Origin of the sequence: Myxococcus sp. CA023, assembly GCF_010998615.1 — a bacterium.
In the GTDB taxonomy this organism is placed as follows: Bacteria; Myxococcota; Myxococcia; order Myxococcales; family Myxococcaceae; genus Myxococcus.
Genome location: NZ_JAAEAH010000042.1, coordinates 24,458 through 47,542 on the forward strand (window position 1 = coordinate 24,458; position 23,085 = coordinate 47,542).

General features: G+C 69.4%; 19 protein-coding genes. 14 read left to right on the forward strand and 5 right to left on the reverse strand.

Annotated features, from left to right (window positions below):
• Positions 1-37: 37 nt before the first annotated feature.
• Positions 38-514 carry a VOC family protein gene (locus F8M74_RS19405; RefSeq protein WP_141255830.1) on the reverse strand — a complete coding sequence of 159 codons (477 nt, stop codon included), beginning with the start codon at positions 512-514 and terminating at the stop codon, positions 38-40.
• Between the two features lie 34 nt (positions 515-548).
• Positions 549-869 carry a TetR family transcriptional regulator C-terminal domain-containing protein gene (locus tag F8M74_RS19410; RefSeq protein WP_162295090.1) on the reverse strand — a complete coding sequence of 107 codons (321 nt, stop codon included), beginning with the start codon at positions 867-869 and terminating at the stop codon, positions 549-551.
• Between the two features lie 229 nt (positions 870-1,098).
• Here F8M74_RS19410 and F8M74_RS19415 point away from each other — a divergent pair, with 229 nt between their 5' ends.
• From F8M74_RS19415 to F8M74_RS19440, 6 genes are all read left to right on the forward strand, one after another.
• Positions 1,099-5,052: a kelch repeat-containing protein gene (locus tag F8M74_RS19415; protein WP_228560126.1), complete on the forward strand. Its 3,954-nt coding sequence runs from the start codon at positions 1,099-1,101 to the stop codon at positions 5,050-5,052.
• Between the two features lie 36 nt (positions 5,053-5,088).
• Positions 5,089-6,645 (forward strand): OmpA family protein, encoded by a 1,557-nt coding sequence (locus tag F8M74_RS19420; protein ID WP_228560128.1) that lies wholly within the window; start codon positions 5,089-5,091, stop codon positions 6,643-6,645.
• Positions 6,646-6,808: 163 nt separating this feature from the next.
• Positions 6,809-9,076, forward strand: coding sequence for a family 2 encapsulin nanocompartment cargo protein terpene cyclase (locus tag F8M74_RS19425; protein WP_141255827.1), 2,268 nt, complete (start codon positions 6,809-6,811; stop codon positions 9,074-9,076).
• Positions 9,077-9,103: 27 nt separating this feature from the next.
• Complete coding sequence (locus F8M74_RS19430; RefSeq protein ID WP_141255825.1) at positions 9,104-10,513, forward strand: family 2B encapsulin nanocompartment shell protein; 1,410 nt, start codon at positions 9,104-9,106, stop codon at positions 10,511-10,513.
• A gap of 35 nt (positions 10,514-10,548) precedes the next feature.
• A complete protein-coding gene (locus tag F8M74_RS19435) occupies positions 10,549-11,949 on the forward strand; it encodes a family 2B encapsulin nanocompartment shell protein (protein WP_141255823.1) in 1,401 nt (466 codons plus the stop codon).
• 135 nt (positions 11,950-12,084) lie between these two features.
• Complete coding sequence (locus F8M74_RS19440; protein ID WP_228560129.1) at positions 12,085-12,510, forward strand: hypothetical protein; 426 nt, start codon at positions 12,085-12,087, stop codon at positions 12,508-12,510.
• Here the strand turns inward: F8M74_RS19440 and F8M74_RS19445 are convergent.
• Positions 12,488-13,075: a TetR/AcrR family transcriptional regulator gene (locus F8M74_RS19445; protein ID WP_140857118.1), complete on the reverse strand. Its 588-nt coding sequence runs from the start codon at positions 13,073-13,075 to the stop codon at positions 12,488-12,490. The two genes, F8M74_RS19440 and F8M74_RS19445, sit on opposite strands and share 23 nt — an antisense overlap.
• Positions 13,076-13,132: 57 nt before the next feature.
• Between F8M74_RS19445 and F8M74_RS19450 the strand changes: the two genes are divergently transcribed.
• Positions 13,133-13,561 carry a VOC family protein gene (locus F8M74_RS19450; RefSeq protein WP_011556194.1) on the forward strand — a complete coding sequence of 143 codons (429 nt, stop codon included), beginning with the start codon at positions 13,133-13,135 and terminating at the stop codon, positions 13,559-13,561.
• Positions 13,562-13,618: 57 nt separating this feature from the next.
• Here the strand turns inward: F8M74_RS19450 and F8M74_RS19455 are convergent, their stop codons facing one another.
• A complete protein-coding gene (locus tag F8M74_RS19455) occupies positions 13,619-13,831 on the reverse strand; it encodes a hypothetical protein (protein WP_228560131.1) in 213 nt (70 codons plus the stop codon).
• Between the two features lie 217 nt (positions 13,832-14,048).
• Between F8M74_RS19455 and F8M74_RS19460 the strand changes: the two genes are divergently transcribed.
• Together F8M74_RS19460 and F8M74_RS19465 are read left to right on the forward strand one after the other, a co-directional pair.
• On the forward strand, positions 14,049-14,804 hold the full coding sequence (locus tag F8M74_RS19460) for a DUF6585 family protein (RefSeq protein WP_141255821.1): 756 nt from the start codon (positions 14,049-14,051) through the stop codon (positions 14,802-14,804).
• A 29-nt stretch (positions 14,805-14,833) separates the two neighbouring features.
• A complete protein-coding gene (locus F8M74_RS19465; RefSeq protein ID WP_141255819.1) occupies positions 14,834-15,334 on the forward strand; it encodes a hypothetical protein in 501 nt (166 codons plus the stop codon).
• A gap of 205 nt (positions 15,335-15,539) precedes the next feature.
• On the opposite strand, the gene F8M74_RS19470 is transcribed toward F8M74_RS19465, so the two are convergent.
• Positions 15,540-16,079, reverse strand: a complete 540-nt coding sequence (locus F8M74_RS19470; RefSeq protein ID WP_171410324.1) for a TetR/AcrR family transcriptional regulator — start codon at positions 16,077-16,079, stop codon at positions 15,540-15,542.
• 72 nt (positions 16,080-16,151) lie between these two features.
• Here F8M74_RS19470 and F8M74_RS19475 point away from each other — a divergent pair, with 72 nt between their 5' ends.
• The 5 genes from F8M74_RS19475 (at position 16,152) to F8M74_RS19495 (ending at position 23,080) form a co-directional block, all read left to right on the forward strand.
• A complete protein-coding gene (locus tag F8M74_RS19475) occupies positions 16,152-17,312 on the forward strand; it encodes an MBL fold metallo-hydrolase (protein WP_141255815.1) in 1,161 nt (386 codons plus the stop codon).
• Positions 17,313-17,503: 191 nt separating this feature from the next.
• Positions 17,504-18,064, forward strand: a complete 561-nt coding sequence (locus F8M74_RS19480) for a hypothetical protein (RefSeq protein WP_141255813.1) — start codon at positions 17,504-17,506, stop codon at positions 18,062-18,064.
• A gap of 93 nt (positions 18,065-18,157) precedes the next feature.
• A complete protein-coding gene (locus tag F8M74_RS19485) occupies positions 18,158-20,023 on the forward strand; it encodes a gliding motility protein (protein ID WP_216620254.1) in 1,866 nt (621 codons plus the stop codon).
• Positions 20,020-21,618, forward strand: coding sequence for a hypothetical protein (locus F8M74_RS19490; RefSeq protein WP_141255809.1), 1,599 nt, complete (start codon positions 20,020-20,022; stop codon positions 21,616-21,618). The genes F8M74_RS19485 and F8M74_RS19490 overlap by 4 nt, the downstream gene beginning before the upstream one ends.
• Positions 21,619-21,796: 178 nt before the next feature.
• On the forward strand, positions 21,797-23,080 hold the full coding sequence (locus F8M74_RS19495) for a reverse transcriptase family protein (protein WP_141255807.1): 1,284 nt from the start codon (positions 21,797-21,799) through the stop codon (positions 23,078-23,080).
• The last annotated feature ends 5 nt before the right edge of the window (positions 23,081-23,085 follow it).

Below are 23,085 nucleotides of genomic sequence, written 5' to 3' on the forward strand. Positions count from 1 at the left end.
CGGACAGGGGGGCGGCACCACAGTGCCGTCGGGCAACCTACTTGCCCGCACCGTCGTACGCGCGCTGCAAGCCCTGGATGTCGAGCTTCACCATGCCCAGCATGGCTTCCATGACCCGGCGCGCCTTCTCCGGGTCCTTGTCATTCAGCATCTTCCCCAGCACGGACGGGATGATTTGCCAGGACAGGCCGAAGCGGTCCTTGAGCCAGCCACACTGCTGCGTCTGGCCTCCTCCCTCCAGGAGCTTCGACCACAGCTCATCCACCTCTTCCTGCGTCTGACAGTCCACGAACAGGGAGATGGCCTCGGTGAACTTGTAGTGAGGCCCTCCGTTCAGCGCCATGAACTGCTGTCCATGGAGCTGGAACGTGCCAGAGACGACCGGCGCGGTGTCCGAGTCCCCGGCGCGGTTGAGACTGAGAATCTTCGCGTCCTTCTTGAAGACGGACACGTAGAACTTCATGGCTTCTTCCGCGTTGCCGTCGAACCACAGGAAGGGTGTGATCTTCTGCATGGTGCGGTCTCCTCTGTTCAGGATGCGCCCGGCGTCAGGCGCGCTTGGATTGCTTGGACTTTGATTTCACTGGCGACGCGAAGAGCCCATCCAGATACGTGCGCATCTGGCGCAGGTTCTCGATGACCATTTCGGGCCGCTGCCGCGTCTTGCCCACCAGCATCGAGCCCTGCCACGTGCTGTAGAGCATCCAGGCCACGGCGTTGGGGTCGAAGCCCACGCGCGGCGGATGCAGCCGCTTCGCCTCCGTGAGCAGCCCCGCCACCGCGCCGACCCAGGCCTCCATGTAGCCTTCACCCGCCTGACGCACGGTGACGCTGGACAGCGCCAGTTCCTGGGAAAGCATGCCCACCATGCAGGTGAGCATCCCGCCGTGCTGTATTGAATCCACCCCCACCCCGTCAAGCGACAGGGGGAACGGAAGCTTCCAGCGCCGTGAGCCTGGAGACGCACAGAATGCACAACTGAGACACGGTCGACGTTGCCCATCCGACCCTGCAGCGGATAATCCGTTGAAAATGACTCACAGCGTCGGGTTCACGGCTCGAGCCGTCCCGCCGCTCCTTTCGAACCGGAGTTCCTGGATGCAGTCACATCGCGCGGTCTGGAGCAGGCGCCTGATACTCGTGGGGAGCGTCATCCTCCTGTCATGCGGGAAGGAGGGATTGCCGCCTCCAGGTGAAGACGCGCTGGCGGCCACACGAGGCCAGGCCCTGTCCCAGTGGAAGCAGGCCCCTTCCGCCACCACCGCGCTGGCGCTGGCGCTGGCCTACTTCCCCGACCTTGAAACGGGTCCGGCCCCTTCAGCGCTCTCGGCCCGGCTGCTCGATGCGCAGCTCAGGAATGACGGCGGGCTGACGCTGACCACGCGCGGACTGACCTTCCAGGTCCAGCCGGCGGCCTCCACCCCGGGCACGCTCCACCGCGAGCGCTTCGCCGCGTTCCAGGGCGAGCGGCACCTCTGGTGGCCCGCGGGAAGCACGCAGACCACCGAACAGGGCTGGCGCACCTCGCGGGTCGAGGAGGCGTGGATCCTGGACGCGGTACCGGAGGCGCGCGGCGACAAGCCGTCGCACCGCGCCGAGTACACCGTCACGTTGCCGGCCTCCGTCCGGCGCATCCAGGACACGGGCGACTACCTCCAGTTCCTTGATGAAAGCGCGCGACCCGTGCTCCGCTTCCATCCCGCCGTGGTGCGAGACGCCAACGGCCACTCGCGCGCGGGCAGCACGCGGCTCGCGGGTGGACGCATGAATCCGCGCACCCAGGTGTTCGACGTGCACGGCGCGCAGGTCCGCATCACGACCGAGGTCTCGCTCGCCGGGCTCACCGCGCCGCTCGTCGTCGACCCAGGCTGGTCCTCCACCGCCACCATGGCGGAAGCCCGCGCTCAGCACACCGGCCTCCTGCTCGGCACCGGCCAGTTGCTGGTCGTCGGTGGCGTCAACCGCCTGGGCTTCGTGGCTTCGTCCGAACGCTACGACCCCGACACCGACACCTGGAGCGCGGCGGCCGCCGCCGGGATTTCAGGCAACGTCACCCTTTCCGCGCGCCTCTCCGACGGGCGTGCGCTCGTGCTGGCGGACGGCTCCACATCGGGGCGCATCTACGACCCCGCGACGGACACCTGGTCGGCCACGGGCCCCATGGCCGCGCCCCGCACCCTGGCCACCCTCACGCGGCTCGACTCCGGTCAATTCCTCATCGCGGGCGGCAGCAATCTCGCGACCGCCGAACTGTACGACCCCGCGAGCAACACGTTCCTCCCCACCGGCAGCCTCCTGAGGGTCCGGCGCGCCCACACCGCCACGCTGCTGCGGAACGGGCAGGTGCTCGCGGTGAGCGGCTTCAACAACGTGGACAACGAAGTCCCGGGCGCCGACCTCTACGACCCGGTGGCGGGAACATGGAGCGCCGCCGCGCCGCCCCTGGTCCCAAGGCACTACGCCACCGCCACCCTGCTCCCCGATGGCCGCGTGCTGCTCGTGGGCGGATTCACCTCGGGCGGTATCGTCACCACGCATGCCGAGCTCTATGACCCGACGGCCAACACCTGGACGGCCACCGGCGGCCTGAACTTCGCGCGCAACGGCCACACCGCCACCCTGCTGCCCGACGGTCGGGTGCTCGTCGCGGGCGGCTCCAACGCCGCGCGAGATGCCCAACCGGCATCAGAACTCTACGACCCCGCCACCGGCACGTGGACCCTCGCGGGCTCCATGGCGATTGGCCGGGAGAACAGCACGACGACCCTGCTCCCCTCCGGCAAGGTGCTCACCACCGGAGGCTTCCACTCCAATCCGTCAACCACGTTCTACGCGGACACGGAGGTCTATGACCCTGGCGTCCAGGGCTGGGCCGCGGCGGGAACCCTGGGCGGTCCTCGCATTGACCCGCTGATGGCGCTGCTGCCCACGGACCGCGTCCTCGTGGCGGGTGGCCGTGACGGAGCGGGCACCGCGCTGGCGTCCGCCTCGCTGTATGACCGGACGACGAACGCCTGGTCCGCGGCCGCGGGCCTCTCCACCGCGCGAGCGGATGCCACGGCGACGACGCTGGCCTCGGGCGAGCTGCTCGTCGTGGGTGGCACGAACGCAGGCGGCACGCTGAACACGGCAGAGCGCTATGCGCCGACCACGAACACCTGGAGCCCCGCGGCGTCACTCACCCGCGCGAGACACCTGCACACCGCGACGCGCCTGCCGAATGGACGGGTGCTCGTCGTCGGTGGCCAGGACGGCGCGGACGTGCTCGCCTCCGCGGAGCTGTACGACCCGGGCACCCAGGCGTGGACCGCCGCGGCGTCCGCGGCCGGGGCGCGCACCGCGCACGCCGCCGCCCTGCTGCCCGATGGACGGGTGCTCATCGCGGGAGGACGTGACGCGGGTGGAGCAGCCCTCGCGTCGGCGGAGGTGTACGACCCCGCCACCAACACCTGGGCGCCCGTCGTCGGCCTCGCCCAGGGACGTGAGAGCTTCACGCTGACGCTGCTGCCCTCCGGAGAGCTCCTGGCGACGGGCGGCGCCGCGGGAGGCGTGGCGCTCGCCACCACGGAGCGGTACTCGGCCGCCGCGAACACCTGGACGCCGGACAGCCCGCTGACGCAAGCGCGTTGGCGCCACACCGCCACCCTGATGCCCTCCGGTACGCTCCTGGTCGCCGGAGGCCTGAGCGCGCCAGACACCTACGTGGCCTCGGCCGAAACCTACGGCGCCCCCTCGCGGACCTGGACACCGGTCATCGCGCCCGACGTGAGGGGTGGGGCCGTCGCCGTTGCCTTGCCCACGGGCGAGGTCCTGCTCGCGGGAGGCACGGCCGCCACCACGGCCCAGCGCTACGAGGACGTCCTCGCGCCTCCCGCCTGGCGTCCGGTCATCTCCGCGCCGGAGACGCTCTACCAGACCTGCCCCACCGTCATCGAAGGCCAGGGCTTCCGGGGCATCTCGGGCGCGTCCAGCGGCAGCTACCTGGACTCGCCAACGGACTTCCCCCTGGTGCGCCTGCGCGCCGCCGAGGGAGGGCGGCTCTGGACACTTCCCGCCACGGACATGTCCACCACGCGCGCGACGGTGCGGGTGCCCGCGGAGGCGCCGCCGGGCCCGTATGCCCTGTCCGTCTTCGCCAACGCCATTCCGGGTGGACGCATGGTGACGGTGCGCGCCAACACCGCGCCCACCGCGGACGCCGTGCGCATCGCCACGATGACCGGCGTCCCGCAGGACATCACGCTCACCGCGACCGACCCGGACGCGGACCAGACGTTGACGTGGACCATCGTCACGCCGCCCCTGCATGGAACGCTGAGCGGCACGCCGCCGAACCTCCGGTACACGCCCGACCCGGGCTACGTGGGCGCCGACAGCTTCACCTACCGCGTCAGTGACTGCGGCCTGGACAGCAACGAGCCCTCGGTGGACATCGAGGTGGAGGCCACCCAACCCCTGGCCATCACCTGCCCCGAGGACACCATCCTCGAGGCAACAGGGCCCGACGGCGCTCCAGGCAGCTGGCCCCCCGCCACCGTGACGCCCGGAGCGGGCGGACCCGCCACGCTCACCTATTCACCGGCGGAGGGCAGCACCCTGCCGCTGGGGACCACGACCGTCACCGCCACCGCGGAGGACGCATCCGGCACGCAAGTCACATGCACGTTCCAGGTCGAGGTGCGGGACACCACCCCGCCCGCGCTGACGTGCCCCGCCGACATCCGGACGACCTCCGATGATGCGTCGGGCACGACGGTGACCTTCGAGTTGCCCGAGGCCACGGACGGCGTCTCGACGCCCTCTGTCACGTCCTCGCCGGCATCGGGGAGCACCTTCCGGCACGGCAACAACACCGTCACTGTCACCGCTACGGACGCCGCGGGCAATGAAGCCCGCTGCACGTTCCAGGTCACCGTCCAGGCAACGGTCGTCTCCATCGCCGGAGGCGGCTGCCAGGCCTCTGGCGGTGGCGCTGCCTCGTCGCTGGCCATCCTGGTGGTTCTGGCATCGTGGAGCGGACTGCGTCGCCGCTCGCGTCACGCCTCGCACTGACCCGCACGTCACCCTCTTTCGCGAATGGACTTCACCTTGCGTACACAGGCTCGGAGTTGGGCGCTGGCCGCGCTCATCTCCTCAATCGCGCCCAATGCCCTGGCACAAAGCACCACGGGCGCGCTCGTCCCCATCGACCTGGAGCGGCTTCGCTTCACCCCCGCCGCCACGGACTCGATGCTCGTGGACACAGGCCACGTGCTCCCCCAGGGCGCCTACCGGCTGATGCTCATGGCCGGGTATGAGCGCGGCATCCTCCTGCTCAAGGGCAGCGATGGCCAGGAGCGCTCCATCCTCGACTACCGCGTCTCCGGTTGGCTCGCGGGCGCCTGGTCTCCCACCGACCGACTGGAGCTGTCCGCGCGGCTGCCCGTCATCATCCACCAGGGCGGCAATGGCGCGGACACGCTGGTCGGCATCTCCGCGCCGGACGCCTTCGGCCTCGGGACCCCGGAGCTGGGCGCCCGCTACGCGCTGCTGCGGCGCGAGGACGGCGCCCCCGTCTTCCTCAGCCTGGGCCTGGACGTGGGAACGCCCGGTGGCACCGCGGATGCCTTTGGCCGGCAACAGGGCTGGGCGGGCCTCCAGGTCGCGCCCCGGGTCGCGGTGAGCCGGGAGCTGGGCCCCGTCGTGCTCGGCGCCAGCGCGGGCGTGCGCATCCGCTCCACGGAGAACGAGCCCGGACGCGACTACGGCACCGAGTTGGAGCAGGGCATCGTCGTGTCCACGCGCGGCAAGGGCCTGCGCGGCGAAATCGCGCTGCAAGCCGCGGAGTCACTGGTGGAGCCGGACCTCGCGTTGGAGCTGCTGGGCGGCGTGCGACTGCCCGTCGGCGGCGGCTTCGAGGCCTTCGCCATCGCAGGACACGGCTTCACGGACATCCCGGGCACGCCGTCCATCCGCGCGGCCGCGGGCATCGCCTGGGCCCATCAGCCGCCCGCCCGGGAGGACGTGTGCCGGAGCGGCCGGAGTCACACGCCGGAGCAGTGCCCCGCGCTGGATGACGACGGCGACACGGTTCCCAACGGGCAGGACCGCTGCCCGCTCGAAGCCGGCCCGCCCGAGAACGACGGCTGCCCGGACACCGACGCGGATGGCGACGGCGTCGTGGACCGCGAGGACGCATGCCCGAACGAGGCCGGTGTCGCCGCCCACCGTGGCTGCCCCGAACCCAAGCAGGAGCCCACGCCACCGCCGCCCGCTCCCGAGCCCGCGCCCCAGGCCCCCACCACCGAGGCGCCGACGCGGCTGCCGACCGAGCACCACGTTCAGTTCCCGGTGGGTCAGTCGACGCTCTCCGACTCGGAGCGGCGGAACCTGGACGCCATCGCGGACTACCTGAAGGCCAACCCGGGCGTGTCCCTGCGCATCGAAGGACACACGGACAACACCGGCCCCGAGGAGCTCAATCGCACACTGAGCCAGGAACGCGCGGACGCAGTGCGGCAATATCTCATCCAACAAGGAATTGAGAGTTCGCGTCTGACTGCGAAGGGCTACGGCCCCACCCAACCCATTGCGTCCAATGACACGCCCGAGGGACGGAGCGCCAACCGCCGCGTGGAGTTCGTCACCAGCACTACTGGTGAATGAAAACACGACTTATCGCGGGAGCAATACGGCGCACGGATGGAGCTAAATCCGTGCGCCAGCAGGCAAATCGCGACTTCACAAGAGAATCTTTTATGCAAGAAACACTTGGATAAGTGTTCAGCGCCTAACTATAACGCCCCCCTGAGTTCAACGAGGGGCGTCCATGAGTACGGCGAAAAACAAGCAGCCATTCGAACTGCCAGACTTCTACGTTCCCTGGCCGGCGCGCTTGAATCCGAACCTCGAAGGCGCCCGGGTGCATTCGAAGGCCTGGGCACGCGAGCTGGGAATCATTGGCCGCCCGAAGGATGGCAGCGCTCCGGAAATCTGGAGCGAGGCGAAGTTCGATGCCATGGACTACGCCCTGCTCTGCGCCTACACGCATCCGGAGGCACCGGGCCCGGAGCTGGACCTCGTCACCGACTGGTACGTCTGGGTCTTCTACTTCGATGACCACTTCCTGGAGCTCTACAAGCGCTCCCAGGACCAGGTCGGCGCGAAGGCCTACCTGGACCGTCTGCCCTTGTTCATGCCGGTCGACCCGGCGGCCACGCCTCCGCCTCCGACCAACCCGGTAGAGGCCGGGTTGCTGGATTTGTGGAACCGGACCGTCCCCAGCCGCTCCATGGCGTGGCGTCGCCGGTTCTTCGAGAGCACCAAGCACCTGCTGGACGAGTCGAGCTGGGAGCTGTCCAACATCAGCGACCGCCGCGTCTCCAACCCCATCGAATACATCGAGATGCGCCGCAAGGTCGGCGGTGCGCCCTGGTCCGCGAACCTGGTGGAGCACGCCGTCTTCGCCGAAGTCCCGGACCGGGTCGCCGCCAGCCGCCCCATGCGGGTGCTGAAGGACACGTTCTCCGACGCGGTCCACCTGCGCAACGACCTGTTCTCCTACGAGCGGGAGATTCTGGAGGAAGGCGAGCTCTCCAACGGCGTCCTGGTGATGGAGAAGTTCCTGGACATCTCCCCGCCCAGCGCCGCGCACCTCGTCAACGAGGTCCTCACCTCGCGCCTCCAGCAGTTCGAGAACACCGTCCTGACGGAGCTGCCGTCCCTGTTCGTCGAGTTCGGCCTGAACCCGGTGGAGCAGGCCCAGGTGCTCACCTACGTCCGGGGGCTCCAGGACTGGCAGTCCGGCGGGCACGAGTGGCACATGCGCTCCAGCCGCTACATGAACAAGGGCTCCGGCGGCGCGGGCGGCTTCTTCCTGGGCCCCAACGGCCTGGGCACCTCCGCGGCGCGGCTGCCGCAGTCGCCCACGGCCCTGGGGCTCACCCGCCTCAAGAGCTTCTCCCACGTGCCGTACCAGCCCGTGGGCCCGGTGAAGCTGCCGAAGTTCTACATGCCGTACTCCACGAAGCCGAGCCCCCACCTGGACGCCGCGCGGCGCGACTCCAAGGCGTGGGCGCGGCGCATGGGCATGCTGGACGTGCTCCCCGGAGTCCCCGGCGGCTACATCTGGGATGACCACAAGTTCGACGTGGCGGACGTGGCGCTCTGCGGCGCATTGATTCATCCCCACGCCACCGCCGCGCAGCTCAACCTGTCCTCCTGCTGGCTCGTCTGGGGCACCTACGCGGACGACTACTTCCCGGCCTTCTACGGTCACACCAAGGACATGGCCGGCGCCAAGGTGTTCAACGCCCGGCTGGCGCTGTTCGTGCCGGAGGACGCCGGCACGGTGGTTCCGCCCCCCACCAACCCGGTGGAGCGCGGGCTGGCGGACCTGTGGGCCCGCACCACCGAAGGCGTGACGCCCGCCTCACGGAGCCTGTTCCGCAAGGCCATCCTGGACATGACGGAGAGCTGGGTGTGGGAGCTGGCCAATCAAGTCCAGAACCGCATCCCGGACCCCATCGACTACGTGGAGATGCGGCGCCAGACGTTCGGCTCGGACCTCACCATGAGCCTGTCCCGCCTGGCCCATGGCGACGCGCTACCGCCTGAAGTCTTCCACACCCGTCCCATCCGCAGCCTGGAGAACTCCGCGGCGGATTACGCCTGCCTCATCAACGACGTCTTCTCCTACCAGAAGGAGATTGAGTTCGAAGGTGAGCTCAACAACGGCGTGTTGGTCGTCCAGCGCTTCCTGGACCTGGACCCGGCGCGGGCCGTCTCCGTCGTCAACGACTTGATGACCGCGCGGATGCAGCAGTTCGAATACATCATCGCCAACGAGCTGGAGCCGCTGGCGCGCAACTTCAACCTGGACGGCAAGGCCCAGGACAAGCTGAAGCAGTACGTCCAGAAGCTGCAGTGGTGGATGAGCGGTGTGCTCATCTGGCACCAGACGGTGGACCGCTACAAGGAGTTCGAGCTGCGCGCGTCCCGCAAGCTGGCGCCGCGGCTCTCGTCGGGCCCCACCGGCCTGGGCACCTCCGCCGCACGCATCTCCTCCCTGTTCGCAAACCTGCGCTCCGGCGCCTGATCTTCCATTCCACTCGAAAGGCCTATCATGTCGAACATCATCAAGCCGGGCGGTGACGCCGAGAAGTCCCAGTTGAGCTTGGGCACGGCCGCCGCGCGCCAGCTGGCCACGACGACCAAGTCCGTCCCGCAGATGCAGGGCATCTCCTCCCGGTGGCTGCTCAAGCTGCTGCCCTGGGTGCAGGTGTCCGGTGGCGTGTACCGCGTCAACCGCCGCCTGAGCTACGCGGTGGGCGATGGCCGCGTGACGTTCACCACCACCGGCGCCAAGGTGCATGTCATCCCGCAGGAACTGTGCGAGCTCCCCCTGCTGCGCAGCTACGACGACGTCGAGGTGCTGACGGCGCTGGCCAACCGCTTCGAGCAGAAGACGTACAAGGCCGGCGAGGTCATCACCGAGGTGGGCAAGGAAGCGGACTGCATCGTCCTCATCGCCCACGGCAAGGTGAACATGATTGGCGCCGGCAAGTACGGTGACGCCACCGTGCTCGGCGTTCTGGCGGACGGCGACCACTACAGCTACGAGGCGCTGCTGGAGTCGCAGGACTACTGGAAGTTCACGGCCAAGGCCGCCACGGCGACCACCGTGCTGGTGCTTCAGCAGTCCGACTTCGAGGCCGTGGTGGCCCAGTCGCCCTCGCTGCACAAGCACGTCGAGCGGTTCAAGGCGCGCTCGAAGAAGAAGCAGGACACCACGGGCCAGGCCGAAATCGAGCTGGCCGCGGGCCACACCGGCGAGCCGGTGCTGCCGGGCACCTACGTGGACTACGAGACGTCGCCCCGCGAGTACGAGCTGAGCGTGGCGCAGACGGTGCTCCAGATTCACACCCGCGTGGCGGACCTCTTCAACGAGCCCATGAACCAGACGGAGCAGCAGCTCCGGCTGACCATCGAGGCGCTGAAGGAGCGCAAGGAGCACGAGCTCATCAACAACCGCGAGTTCGGCCTGCTGCACAACGCCGGCCTCAAGCAGCGCATCCACACCCGCCACGGCCCGCCGACGCCCGACGACATGGACGAGCTGCTGGCCACCGTGTGGAAGGAGCCGTCCTTCTTCCTGGCCCACCCGCGCGCCATCGCCGCCTTCGGCCAGGAGTGCAGCCGCAAGGGCATCTACCCCACCAGCGTGGACTTCAACGGCAACATGGTGCCCGCCTGGCGCGGCGTCCCCATCTTCCCGTGCAGCAAGATTCCCGTCAGCGACTCGCGCACCACGTCCATCATGCTGATGCGCGCGGGTGAGAAGAACCAGGGTGTCATCGGCCTGCACCCGGGCACCATCCCCGACGAAGTCGAGCCCGGCCTCAACGTCCGGTTCATGGGCATCAACGAGAAGGCCATCATCAACTACCTGGTCACCAGCTACTTCTCCGCGGCCGTCCTCGTGCCCGACGCGCTGGGCATCCTGGAGAGCGTCGAAATCGGCCGCGGCGACTAGTCCTCCTCCCGCTCGAATGACGTGAGGGAATCCACATGGCGAATTTCGTGAAGACAGGTGGCGACGACACCCCGCGGCTGAGTCTGGGCACGGCCGCGGCGCGCCAGCTGGCGACGACGACGAAGACCGTCCCGCAGATGCAGGGCATCACCCCCCGGTGGCTGCTGCGCATGCTGCCCTGGGTGGAGGTGACGGGCGGCACGTACCGGGTCAACCGCCGGCTGAGCTACGCGGTGACGGATGACCGCCTCGTGTTCAGCAACATCGGCGCGAAGGTGCAGATCATCCCGCAGGAGCTGCTCAAGCTGCCGCTGCTGCGGGGCCTGAGCGGCGACGACGAGGTGATTTCCGCCCTGGCCAGCCGGTTCACCCAGGCGGAGTACAAGGCGGGCGACGTCATCGTCGAGGCGGGCACTCCCGCCGAGCACGTGTTCCTGCTGGCCCACGGCAAGGCGCGCAAGCTCCGCGCAGGCCCGTATGGCGCGCCCGTCACCCTGGACGTGCTGGCGGACGGCGACCACTTCGGCGACCAGGCGGTGGCGGAGTCGGATGACGTCTGGACCTTCACCGTCAAGGCCACCACGCCATGCACGGTGCTGTCCCTGCCGCAGCAGGTGTTCGAGGACCTGATTGCCCGGTCCGCCACGCTGCGCGCCCAGGTGGAGCGGTACCGGGAGCGCCTGAAGAAGCCCCAGGACAAGCTGGGGCAGGCCGCCATCCCCCTGGCCGCCGGCCACTCCGGTGAGCCGGACATCCAGGGCGGCTACGTGGACTACGAGCTCACGCCCCGCGAGTACGAGCTGAGCGTGGCCCAGACGGTGCTCCGGGTCCACACGCGCGTCTCCGACGTGTTCAGCGACCCCATGGACCAGACGGAGCAGCAGCTGCGGCTGACCATCGAAGCGCTGCGGGAGCGGCAGGAGCACGAGCTCATCAACAACCGGGACTTCGGCCTGCTCCACAACGCCGACCTCAAGCAGCGCGTCCACACCCGCAACGGGCCGCCCACGCCCGATGACCTGGACGAGCTGCTCAGCCGGCGCCGCAAGTCGCGCTTCTTCCTGGCGCACCCGCGCACCATCGCGGCGTTCGGCCGGGAGTGCACCCGCCGGGGCATCTATCCGACGCCCGTCGAGGTCCAGGGCACGCCGTGCATGGCCTGGCGCGGGGTCCCCCTGCTGCCGTGTGACAAGATTCCCATCACCGAGCAGCGCACCAGCTCCATCCTCGTGCTGCGCACCGGCCAGGAGGACCAGGGCGTCATCGGCCTGCGCCGCACCGGCCTGCCGGACGAAGTCGAGCCCGGCCTCTCCGTGCGCCGCATGGATGTGACGGACAAGGCCATCACGAACTACCTGGTCAGCACCTACTTCTCCGCGGCGCTGCTCATCCCCGATGCGCTGGGCGTGCTGGAGAACGTGGAGCTTGGCGTCTGATTTTTCGGAAAGTGACACGGCGGGTTCAGGCGCAATGCCTGGACCCGCTGTGCCGTCCGAAACGCTCGCGTGCCGCATCCGTCAACCGGCGGGCCGGGTTGATTCGCTTTGCGTGACGGAGCATCGTCCGCGGCCATGAGTTCGAGCGACCAAACCCAGACAGTCATGGCCCTGGCCGACATCTTCGTTCCGCTGGCCGTGGGCATCATCCAGGGCATCCTGGTGATGAAGTTCATCAGGCCGCTGGTCATGGAACGGCTGGGCGGGCTCGCCGGCCTGGTCCGCTCCCGGACCAACACCTTCTTGGGCATCGTCCAGATGTTCCTGTTCCTGGGCGTGGTGGCGGCCTGCAACGCCGCCTACGCGCCGCAGACGCTCGCCTGGCTCCAGGAACGCGACATCCTCCCTTTCGAGCCCACGCTGCTCGTGCTGCGCATCTCCGCCATCATCGCCTCCTACCTGAGCGGAACCAACCTGGTCCATCTGGTCTCGGCCCTGTCGGACGACACGGAGTCGAACACGCTGGAGCCGCTGCCGCTCAACGACCGACGCCAGCGGTGACTCGCTCGATGAGCGCGAGCATCGCCGCGCGGTAGGCCTTCGCATCGCCGCCGGTGCTGATGGCCAGGGCCGCGCGGTCGAAGGCGGCGGACAACAGGCTGGCGAGCGCGGGCACCAGCGGCCCGTCCCCCAGCAAGGCGGCGAGCCCTTCTCGCAGCGAGCCCGCGGCGGAGGCCTCGTCGAGTGCCATCATCTCCGCATGGCCGAACACCGCCGGCCCATCCACGAGGAGCAGGCGCGTGCGGCCCGGGACGGCCATCGCGTCGAGGTAGGCCAGGCTTCCCGCGATGAGCGCCTCACGCGCGTCCAGGGCCGGCGGCGTCGCCTGGTCGATGGCACGGCGCAGCTCGGCGAATTCCCGTTCGAGCACCGCCCGCAGCAGCGCCTGCTTGTCCTCGAAGTGGTGGTAGAGCGCCCCGCGCGTCACGGCGGCGGCGGCCACCACCTCCGGCGTCGACGTCTGCGCGTACCCCTTCTCCACGAACAGCGCCCGGCTCGCGCTCACGAGCGCCTGCCGCGTCGTCGCGCTGCGCTCATCGTTGCTTCTTCGTGCCCTTGGCTGCATACATGCAGCCTGTATGTTACCTCATCGAAAGACAAGCACGAAGGAGAGCGGGAGCCCATGAAAATCACCAGTTACTACCCGGTCATCATGACGAACGACGTCGCGGGTACGGCGGCGTTCTACACGGCGCACTTCGGCTTCAGCCCGCGCTTCACCAGCGACTGGTACGTCCACCTCCAATCGGACGATGCCGAGCATGTCGCGCTGGCCATCCTCGACGGCCGGCACGAAACGGTGCCGGCGGTGGCCCGGGGCACGGTGGCGGGGACCATCCTGAACTTCGAAGTGGAAGACCCGGACGCCGTCTACCGGGACGTGCAGGCCGCCGGCCTGCCCATCCACCTCCCGCTGAGGGACGAGGCGTTTGGCCAGCGGCACTTCATCACCGCGGACCCCAACGGGGTGCTCATCGACGTCATCAAGCCCATTCCGCCGAGCGAGGACTTCGCGAAGCAGTACGAGGCCAGCGCGCTTCCCGTCGGGTGACGGCCGGGGCCGGAAGCCGCGTGGACGCGCGGCTCCCGGCCCGGCCAGACGCGAGTCTCAGCGCGCCTGGGTGGAGCGGACACCGTTGCGGAAGTCCGTGTGCCAGGCCTTGGGCAGGCGATTGAGGGGCGACACCTGCAGACGGAAGAGCGGCTTGGCCTCGTTGCCCCGCGCCACGTCGGTGACGGTCAGCACCGTGCCCTTGGCGTCGGCGATGACCTTGTCACCCAACTCGACGCTCTCCACTGGGGCGAGCGTGCCGTCCGCCATGCCGCAGGCACGACAGACTCGGAAAGGCTGTGTTTCACACAGCCCCACCCAATGACTTCTCACGACATGAGAACGTCAATTGTTTCTCGAATTCGCCGCACCTGAGCAGCCCTGAAACATCACATGGGGTATGAGACCCTGGCAAAATGCGCCACGCAGGTCTCACCCTGAGCGCAGTGGCGAATCTCATCGAAATGACACACGCGATTGTTTATAGGTGCGTGTACTTTTCGATACGGCTCTGGAGGCTTCACTGAAGCGCTCGCACACCCGGGAATTCCCCACGCACGTCCTGTACTGGCTCGCCGCTGGCTTCGCCCTGATTTACGTGGTGGCCGCGGCGTTTCTCTCGTTCGGCAAGATTTACCTGCTCCCGCAGGACTTCATCAAAGGGCTCTTCCGCTACAACTCCGCGCCAATCGTCCTGCTGGCGGGCATCCCCTGCGGCCTCTATTTCATCTTCTGGCGGGCCAGCGACTTGTTCGCGTGGCTGGCCGCGCCGCCGAAGCTGGTGGTGGATGAGGAGTACCTGCGCGCGGGTGACACGCGCATCGCATGGCGGAACGTGAGCGCCATCATCACGGTGCAGAACCACGACCGGCTCGTCCTGCGCCACCGCGGGGGCACCTACCGGCTGAGGCTGAACCTGTGGAGCGACGCGGACGAGCTGTACGCCCACGTAACGGACCATGTCGTCGATGCGCTGATTGACGGCGTGCACCGGCAGGTCAACGCCGGCAAGGCGGTGCAGTTCGGCCCCCTCACGCTCAGTGGTGCCGGGCTGACACACAAGAAGCGGCTGATGCGCTGGGACGACATCGAGAGCATCCGCTTCCAGGACGAGTTCGGCGAGGGCGTCTCCACCCGCGAACTGATCATCGCCGCCCAGGGCAAGCCGCTCAAGATTGATGAGGCCCGCATCGTCAACGCGCCCGTCCTCCTGGCCTACCTGTCGCAACGGCTGGCCAACTGATTCCCCTCTCCCCTCACAGGTCGCACTTCATGGAAATCTACAGCTCCTCGCAGAACAAGCAGAAGACGCAGAAGCCGCGCGAGGTCTACTACTCGCGCACGAAGCTCATCATCGGTGCGGTCATCTGGACGGTGGCCTCGGGCCTCTGTGGCATCCTCACCTTCCGGCTGGCGGACAGCCCGGGCGTGATGGCCCTCTGCGGGGCGGTCAACCTTTGCATGCTCTGGATGCTCTACAACTGCATCAGGCCGCTGGGCAACCTGGACAAGCCCGCGCTGATTATCGGCCGGGATGGCATCCGCTTCGAGGATGGCCTGCTGATTGAATGGGCTGACATGACCGAGAATACCTATTACAGCCAGTCCTACATGGGCATCCCCACGCTCAAGATGATTCAAATCAAGACCACGCTGGACAAGCCCAAGACGAAGAAGATGCGGGTGGCGGCGCTCGACATCGACAGCGACGAATACCTGGAGCTCTGCGACACCTACAGCAAGCGCGCGGCGCTGGCCCCTGCACGGGCGTAGCGAGAACCCTGGCACCGCGCCGGCATGAAGGCTGGCACGGCGCCACGTCGGAACGCCCCTGGGGAGATACCGGGGGCGCCCGGTCAGCGGTAGCAGGGTGACACCGCCGCGGAGACACGCGCGAGCAGGTCCTCGGTCTCCAGCCGTGCGTCACCCGACAACAGCGGGAGCTGCGCGCCGAGCGTGGCCCGCGGATCCGCCGCCCTCAGCCCGTGAAGCGCTTGACGAGCAACTCCAGGCGCTGACGCAACACCCGCGTCGTGGGCAGGTCGGATTGGAGCCCGTCGACGGCCAGCAAGAACACCTCGGCGAGCGGCCGCGACTCCAGAACGGCCTGCGTGTACTTGAGCCAGCGTCGGCGGTGTCTCGCCTCAACCTCCGGCAACAGCCGCTCGCAGGCGGTGTAGAACTCGGACGCCATGGGCGCCCCGGCCATCAACTCCCACGGCTCCAGGAGGATGATTTCGTACACCTGGAGCAGTTTGTCGCCCGCGGCGCCCGGCCGCGCCAGCACCTGCTCCACGCGCGGGTAGCGCGCTTCGAACAGGGATTCGAAGACGGCCGCGAAGATGCCCTCCTTGTTCTTGAACTTCAGATACAGGAGCGGCCGCGACAGGTTCGCCCGCTTCGCGATGTCATCCAGGGACGTCTTCGCGTAGCCGAAGCGCAGGAAGCACTCCAGGGCGGCGTCGAGAATCGCCGTCCGGCGCAACGCATCACGCTCTTCGCTCCTGGTGCCCGCCATGCGGATCAAATTGACAAAAATGGACTATTTCGTCAATTCATCGCCGCCTAACGACGAGCGCGGGTGGACGGCATGACGTGGCGCAGAAGGCTGGCGTATGCGGCAATGGGAATGGCGGCGCTGCTGGCCCTGCTGCTGACGGTGGTCGCCATCCAGGCCTGGCCGGCGCTGGGTCAGGCCGCGGACGGCGCGCGGCGGGCACGTATGGAGCGCTCGCCCCAGTGGCAGGACGGGCACTTCGACAACCCGCAGCCCCTGCGCAACGACACCTGGGGCTCCATCGCGAGCATGTTCAGCGCCAGTCCCGACGTGAGCCCTGCCCAGGGAGCGCTGCCCTCGGTGACGCTGGACGGGAGCGCGTTCGGCGCGCCGCCCGCCACCGGCCTTCGCGTCACATGGTTCGGACACTCGACGTCGCTCGTGGAGCTGGACGGTCAGCGGATTCTCATCGACCCGGTGTGGAGTGAGCGCGCGTCGCCCCTGAGCTGGATAGGACCGCGCCGCTGGTACGCCCCACCCCTGGCGCTGACGGAGCTGCCCGCCGTCGACGCGGTCGCCATCTCCCATGACCACTACGACCACCTGGACCATCGAACGCTGTTGGCGATGAAGGACTGGGACACCTCCTTCATCGTGCCGCTCGGCGTCGGCGCACACCTGGTGGGCTGGGGTATCCCCGAGTCGCGCATCATCGAGCTCGACTGGTGGGAGCGTGCGCGCGTGGGAGCGCTGGAGGTCGTCTGCACCCCCGCCCGGCATGCCTCGGGCCGGACGGGCATCGACAAGGACGCGACGCTGTGGGCGGGCTTCGCGTTCCTGGGCCCCAAGCACCGCGTGTACTACTCGGGCGACACGGGTCTGTTCCCCGCCATGAAGGACATTGGCGAGCGGCTGGGGCCCTTCGACCTGACGATGATTGAGGTGGGCCAGTACCACAGCGCGTGGCCCGACTGGCACATCGGCCCCGAGCAGGCCGTCACCGCGCACCAGTGGGTCCGGGGGCGCGTGCTGCTGCCGGTACACTGGGGCCTGTTCACCCTCGCGCTCCACGGATGGACGGAGCCCATTGAACGCGTGCTCGCGGCGGGCGAGGCCACGGGCGTGAACGTCATCGTCCCGAAGCCGGGTGAGCGCGTCGAACCCGGTGCGCCGTCCTCCCCCGAGCGCTGGTGGCCCTCGCTGCCGTGGAACACGGCGGCGCAGGACCCCATCGTCTCCACCCAGTTGGACTGACGTCCCTGCCCCTTTGAGTCCAGGAGTCCCTCACATCCGAGTCATCCTCTCTGGTGCCATGGTTCGGCCCCAGGCCGTGGAGCTGCACAGTACAGCCCGCCTGCCCTCCAGGGTGGCGCCTGCCCGTCCGCCCGGCCCGGGTGCCCTTCCCCGCCCCAGGAAGCACCTTGAGCGCGGGAGGCAGAGAGCGGATGAACAGACGACTCGCTTCGTTTTTCCGAAGAGACCCGGCCGAAGTCCAGGGCGCGTATTTCCTGCTGAAGGGCCTGTTGCCCTGGCTCCAGCAGAAGCGGGTCACCCGGCTCACCGGGCCCATCCGCGAAGGCTGGCTGATGAAGACGGTGGGCGGACTCGCCGGCACGGTGGGCGCGACGCTCCTGTCCGCGCACCGCCATGGCCGCGTCACGCCGGAACTCAGGAAGCTGGGCATCTGGAGCGCGCTCACGATCCTGGTGGTCGACGTCTCCACGTACGCCACGAACCGGAAGCGGCGCTCCGCCGTCTTCCTGGCCGACGCGGCCGTTCAGTCCGCGCTGCTCGCGGCGCAGTGGCGCGCGTGCAGCCGCATGCCGGTGGTCATCGACGCACGCGCCTCCAGCCTTCGCGACCCGTCGCGGTACGGCGCGGGCGAACACGGACGGTGGAACATCCTCCCCGGCGAGTCACGCGACGCGGCGGGCAATCGCGACATCGTCGCCGAAGGCTCCATGTCTTCGTTTCCCGCCAGCGACCCACCTTCCTACATGGGTTGACCGCTTCACCCCTGTGTCTCCCGGAGCGGGCGGTGTAAACCGGGGAGCGTGAACGAAAGCTGGGAGCGGCGATTCCGCCGAGAGGTCAAAGAGATGGACGCCGCCCTGCGTGGCGTCCTGTCCCGGACACAGTCCGACGAAGAACTCCGTGCCGCCCTCGAGGAACTGGCGCGCCGCCCCGCCTTCCCGTCCTTCACCTGGCTGTGGGGGCCCGCCCTCCACGCCAGGGACCGCGTCCGCTTCCGCCCCCTCATGCTGTCCTACTTCTCGCCCAGCAGCGTCACCGCCGACGGGAAGTGGGGAAACCCCTGGCTCGGGGAGAATGCCTCCGCGCTGGAGGTCTGGCTTTTCGACGCGGACCGCGCCGACGACGTGGAGATGTTCCGTCGCCTCCTGGCCTGGAAGCTCGCGGGCCTGCGCGCCCCCCGGCAGACGGAGTTCTGGCGGACCGAGGTGGTGCGGCGTGTCCAGAAAGCGCCCACGCGCGCGGCGCGGCACACCGAGCTTGCCAAGATGGACATCGACTGGGGTCGGCTGGACGAGCCCACCGCCCTGGCCCTGGACGCGCTGGACGCGGAGGCCGCCCGGCCCTTCATCCTGGAGCATCTGCCGTGGAGATGGCCCCCCGAGCGCCAGCCCATGTGGAACACGCTGCGCGAGCGGGCCCAGGCGCGGGGGGACGCGGCCCTGGCCTCCGCGCTCTACCGGCGATGTGTGGATGAGCCCACATGGTGCCGTGATGCCCTGGCGCTCGCACGCACCGTCCAGCCCCCGGCCGAGCTGGTCGCCGCGCTGAAGGCACACCACCCGGAGATGCCCATGCCCGGCGCGGCGCGGCTCTTCGTGGAGCTGGCGGAGGCGCGCGGACGTGACGTGGTGCCCTACCTCCTCGGCCACCTGCAGGCGGTGGCGCCTCGCTGGGGCGCGCTGGGACGAAAGGACGCGAAGGGCTTCCCGGAGCTGCTGGCGCTCGCGCGGGCGCGGGACTGGGACGATGTATGGGGCGCGCTCCTGCGCACCTCGGCCATGGCGGAGACGTATGACGCGGAGGTGCTGCGGCTGGTGCAGGACGACGCATCGCTCCCGGCCCGGACTCGGCGCCGGCTGCTCCAACTGGCGGGCGCGGGCGGCGAATGGAATCTCCCCGGCCTGGGCCTGGCCCGGGTGCAGCCGCTGACGGACGCCACCGCCACCGCCCTGTACGCGCGCTTTCCGGAGCTGGTACGCGGCCCCTTCCGCATGCACGTCGCTTCGGGCTGGCGCGCCGCGTACCCCAAGCTGGTGATGCGCGCGCTGGAAGCGAACGACGAGGACCTGCTGGACTACCTCGCCAGCCGCGCCGCCATGCACCTCCCGGCGACGGGGAGCGCGAAGGAGTGGGAGAAGGTGCTCGACGCGATGGCCGCGCACTACGAGGCCCTGCCGAAGGAGGGCGGCGTCTTCGCCCGCCGCGCCGCCAACGCGCTGGGCGCCCTGCCCGCCCATTCCATCTGGACCTTCGACGGGCTGATGGAGAAGAACCGGCTGGCGCGGCTGTTCTTCCTCCGCTCGGACGACTTCTACCTGGCCGAGCCCCGCGCCGTGCGCGACCTGCTGGAGGCGCCGCAGATTCACGTCCAGGCGCTGGCCTTCCGGCTGCTCGGCCGCGACTCCGCGAAGGCCCGCGAGGTGGCCGCGCAGAACCTGGACCTGCTCCAGGCCACCCTGCTGAGACCCCTGCACCGGCGCACGCGTCACGCCGCCTTCGACGCGCTGGCCAACGCCGCCGCCCACGGCGTGGAGGCCGCCCGCGTGCTGGTGCCGCGCGTGCGTGACGCCTTCGCGCTGCCGGATTCGCGCTATCCCAAGGAGTCGCTGATGGCGCTGCTGGCCCGCATGCTGGCGCGCTGGCCCGAGCTGCGAGACACAGCGGAAGTCCCCCACGTCTTCGGCCTGCCCGCGAAAGGAGACGGCGCGTGACGGCCTCCAGCTTTCTCTACGCCACGCCCTCCGTGTTCGAGTCCACCCGGGAGCGCGCGCAGCTCAGCCTGTCCGCGGACGCGCACCGCCCCGTGCGTTTCCACGCGCGCGTGGCCCGGGACGTCCTGTCTCTCCGGATGGCGCTCCAGGCGCTCGGCGGGCTCATCTGGCAATCGGACGCGTGGAACGAGACGTGGGGCGGCGGGCTGCTGGACCCGCTCATCACCGTGCACCCCGACCGCGTCTTCTTCGAGGCCTTCAGCCAGGACCAGAGCGCCTACGGGCTCGTCATCGTGGACCGCGGCCTCTTCGAGCCCGAGGGCGAGGTGCGCTGCGGCACCACCAACGTGGACTTCACCGCCTGGCTGTGGGCGGCGCTGGCCGAGATGCGCTCCACCCGGGAGACACACCTACGCATCGGCCCGGAGGGACTCGACGTGCGCACCACCGGCGCGGGCGGTCGCTTCGAGCAGAAGGTGGACGTCCCGGAGCCCTGGGTGCGAGGCCTGCTCCAACTCCAGGGCGGCATGGCGATGCCCGGCACCCGCCTGACCGCGCGGCCGGTGGACCTGCTCGCCGCGGTGCGCTTCCTCAGCCACACCAAGGCCAAGGTGTCACCGCGCGCGCTGCGCTACGAACTCCACCCGGGCGAAGACGCGCGGCTGATGCTGGAGCCTTGGGAGCACCCCGTGCCCTTGAAGGGCGCGGCCCACGGGTACACGGCGCCTCGCATCATCCGGACCTGGGGCCGCCGGCGGCTGCGGCTGCTGGAGCCGCTGCTGCCCTACGCGGAGCGGGTGGACATCTACCTGAAGGGCCGCGCGCTGCCGCACTTCTACGTCGCGCACCTGCCCGGCGGCGTGCGCTTCCTGCTGGGCCTGTCCGGGTGGACGGCGAATCATTGGACGAACACCGCGGGCATGGACCTGCTGCTGGAGCCGGCGCGCGACGACGCGCTGGCGGAGCGTGTGCTCGGCGTGCTGCGCGAGCGCTTTCATGCCTCGACCGAGGACGTGGCCACCGCCCTGGGCGTGGACACGGCGCGGGCCGCGGGCGCCCTGGCGGCGCAATGCGCGGCCGGGCGTGCCCTCTTCGACGTGGAGGCGCGGCGCTGGCGCCACCGCGAGCTGTTCGCCACGCCGGTGGACCTGGGCCGTCTGTACCCGCCTGACGCCCGCCGTGAGGAAGCGGAGCGCCTGGAGGCCGCGGGCGAGGTGGAGGTGACCTCCGCGGCGCCGCGAGAGAAGCGCAAGGTACGCACGCTACCCACGCCGGAGGGGTCCGTCACGCGCGAGGTGGTTCACCGGGACTGGGTGGTGCATGGCCGCGCGGGCCCGCAGTCGGGCGTCGAGTTGGTGATGAACGACGAGGACCGTGTCCTCTTCGGCCGGTGCGGCTGCGAGTACTTCAGCGAGCACCTGCTGAACCAGGGCCCCTGCGCACACCTGCTCGCGCTCAGCCGCCTGGCGCGAGCGCAGCGCCGTGAACTCAGCAGCTCCGAGCCCGCCTCTGCGGACGCGCTCGCGGCCCGGGCGGCGGAGGCGGACGCGCGGCGGCGGCCCACAGAGACGCTTGACCCGGGAGACGACGAATGACGATAACGGCAGGTGCTCTCGGGAGAGGCCAGGGCTCGCAGATGAGCCATGAGTACCGCGGTGTTTCGCCGCGGGGGTGTTCTGTCCCCATCTCTTCGCCAGGGTCCCAGCGTACGCAACGCAGGGAGCCCCGGGTCCAACGCCTCGCAGGTCGTCCCCTGGCCTCTTCCGGAGCACCATGAGCTGGTTCGACACCACCCTCTCCTGGCTCAAGGGGTTGTTCAGCCGTCCCGTGACGCGAAGCACCACCGGGCTGGACTTGCCGCTGGATGCCCACGGCCGTCCCCAGGACGTCGTGACGGAGACGGTCTCCACGTCGGGCCCCCTGAAGCCGGGGCACCTGCGACAGGTCCGCCGGGATGCGCGGCTGCTCCCCAAGGGCGTCCGCCGCTACACCCCGGGCCGGAAGAAGTGGATGGAGGCCGCCGAGGCCCGGCGGCTGTTCTCCGCCACGCTGCGCACGCGGAACCGGAACCTGAGGGACTTGCTGCCCGACGAGGCACAACTGGCGCGCTACGGCCTGCCGGTCTGGCGCACGGAAGAGGACGTGGCAGCGGCCCTGGGCGTCTCGGTGGGCGTGCTCCGCCACTACAGCATCCACCGCCCGCGCGAGCGGGTGCGGCACTACGTGACCTTCGCCGTGCCCAAGCGCTCCGGAGGCGTCCGGCTGCTGCATGCGCCCAAGCGGCGCCTGAAGGCGTTGCAACGCCAGATGCTGGCGCTCCTGGTGTCGAAGCTCCCCGTGAGTCCACAGGCCCATGGCTTCGTGCCCGGCCGCTCCATCAAGACGGGCGCCGCGCCGCACGTGGGCCGGCGGGTGGTCCTGAAGCTGGACCTGAAGGACTTCTTCCCCTCCGTCACCTTCGCGCGGGTGCGAGGGCTGCTCATCGCCCTGGGCTACGGATATCCCGTGGCGGCCACGCTCGCGGTGCTGATGACGGAGTCCGAGCGCCAGCCCGTGGAACTGGAGGGCACCCTCTTCCACGTTCCAGTGGGCCCGCGCGTCTGCGTACAGGGCGCCCCCACCAGCCCCGCCCTGTGCAACGCGGTGCTGCTGCGACTGGACCGGCGGCTGGCGGGACTGGCGCGTCGGTACGGCTACACGTACACGCGCTACGCGGATGACCTCACCTTCTCCGGCGACGACGTCACGGCGCTGGAGCGAGTCCGCGCGCTGGCCGCGCGGTACGTGCAGGAGGAAGGCTTCGAGGTCAACCGCGAGAAGACCCGCGTGCAACGCCGAGGCGGTGCCCAGCGCGTCACTGGCGTCACCGTGAATACGACGCTGGGTTTGTCACGCGAGGAGCGGCGGCGGCTCCGGGCAATGCTGCACCAGGAGGGGCAGTCGAAGGACGGCGAGGCACACCGCGCGCACCTCGACGGCCTCCTGGCCTACGTGAAGATGCTCAACCCGGAGCAGGCGGAGCGGCTCGCTCGCCGTCGCAAGCCGCGCGGGACGTGAGCGAG

Coding starts and splice junctions, on each gene's coding strand:
- F8M74_RS19405 (WP_141255830.1), bottom strand. CDS start 514: ATGCAGAAGATCACACCCTTCCTGTGGTTCGACGGCAACGCGGAAGAA.
- F8M74_RS19410 (WP_162295090.1), bottom strand. CDS start 869: ATGGTGGGCATGCTTTCCCAGGAACTGGCGCTGTCCAGCGTCACCGTG.
- F8M74_RS19415 (WP_228560126.1), top strand. CDS start 1,099: ATGCAGTCACATCGCGCGGTCTGGAGCAGGCGCCTGATACTCGTGGGG.
- F8M74_RS19425 (WP_141255827.1), top strand. CDS start 6,809: ATGAGTACGGCGAAAAACAAGCAGCCATTCGAACTGCCAGACTTCTAC.
- F8M74_RS19430 (WP_141255825.1), top strand. CDS start 9,104: ATGTCGAACATCATCAAGCCGGGCGGTGACGCCGAGAAGTCCCAGTTG.
- F8M74_RS19435 (WP_141255823.1), top strand. CDS start 10,549: ATGGCGAATTTCGTGAAGACAGGTGGCGACGACACCCCGCGGCTGAGT.
- F8M74_RS19440 (WP_228560129.1), top strand. CDS start 12,085: ATGAGTTCGAGCGACCAAACCCAGACAGTCATGGCCCTGGCCGACATC.
- F8M74_RS19445 (WP_140857118.1), bottom strand. CDS start 13,075: ATGCAGCCAAGGGCACGAAGAAGCAACGATGAGCGCAGCGCGACGACG.
- F8M74_RS19450 (WP_011556194.1), top strand. CDS start 13,133: ATGAAAATCACCAGTTACTACCCGGTCATCATGACGAACGACGTCGCG.
- F8M74_RS19455 (WP_228560131.1), bottom strand. CDS start 13,831: ATGGCGGACGGCACGCTCGCCCCAGTGGAGAGCGTCGAGTTGGGTGAC.
- F8M74_RS19465 (WP_141255819.1), top strand. CDS start 14,834: ATGGAAATCTACAGCTCCTCGCAGAACAAGCAGAAGACGCAGAAGCCG.
- F8M74_RS19470 (WP_171410324.1), bottom strand. CDS start 16,079: ATGGCGGGCACCAGGAGCGAAGAGCGTGATGCGTTGCGCCGGACGGCG.
- F8M74_RS19475 (WP_141255815.1), top strand. CDS start 16,152: ATGACGTGGCGCAGAAGGCTGGCGTATGCGGCAATGGGAATGGCGGCG.
- F8M74_RS19480 (WP_141255813.1), top strand. CDS start 17,504: ATGAACAGACGACTCGCTTCGTTTTTCCGAAGAGACCCGGCCGAAGTC.
- F8M74_RS19485 (WP_216620254.1), top strand. CDS start 18,158: ATGGACGCCGCCCTGCGTGGCGTCCTGTCCCGGACACAGTCCGACGAA.
- F8M74_RS19495 (WP_141255807.1), top strand. CDS start 21,797: ATGAGCTGGTTCGACACCACCCTCTCCTGGCTCAAGGGGTTGTTCAGC.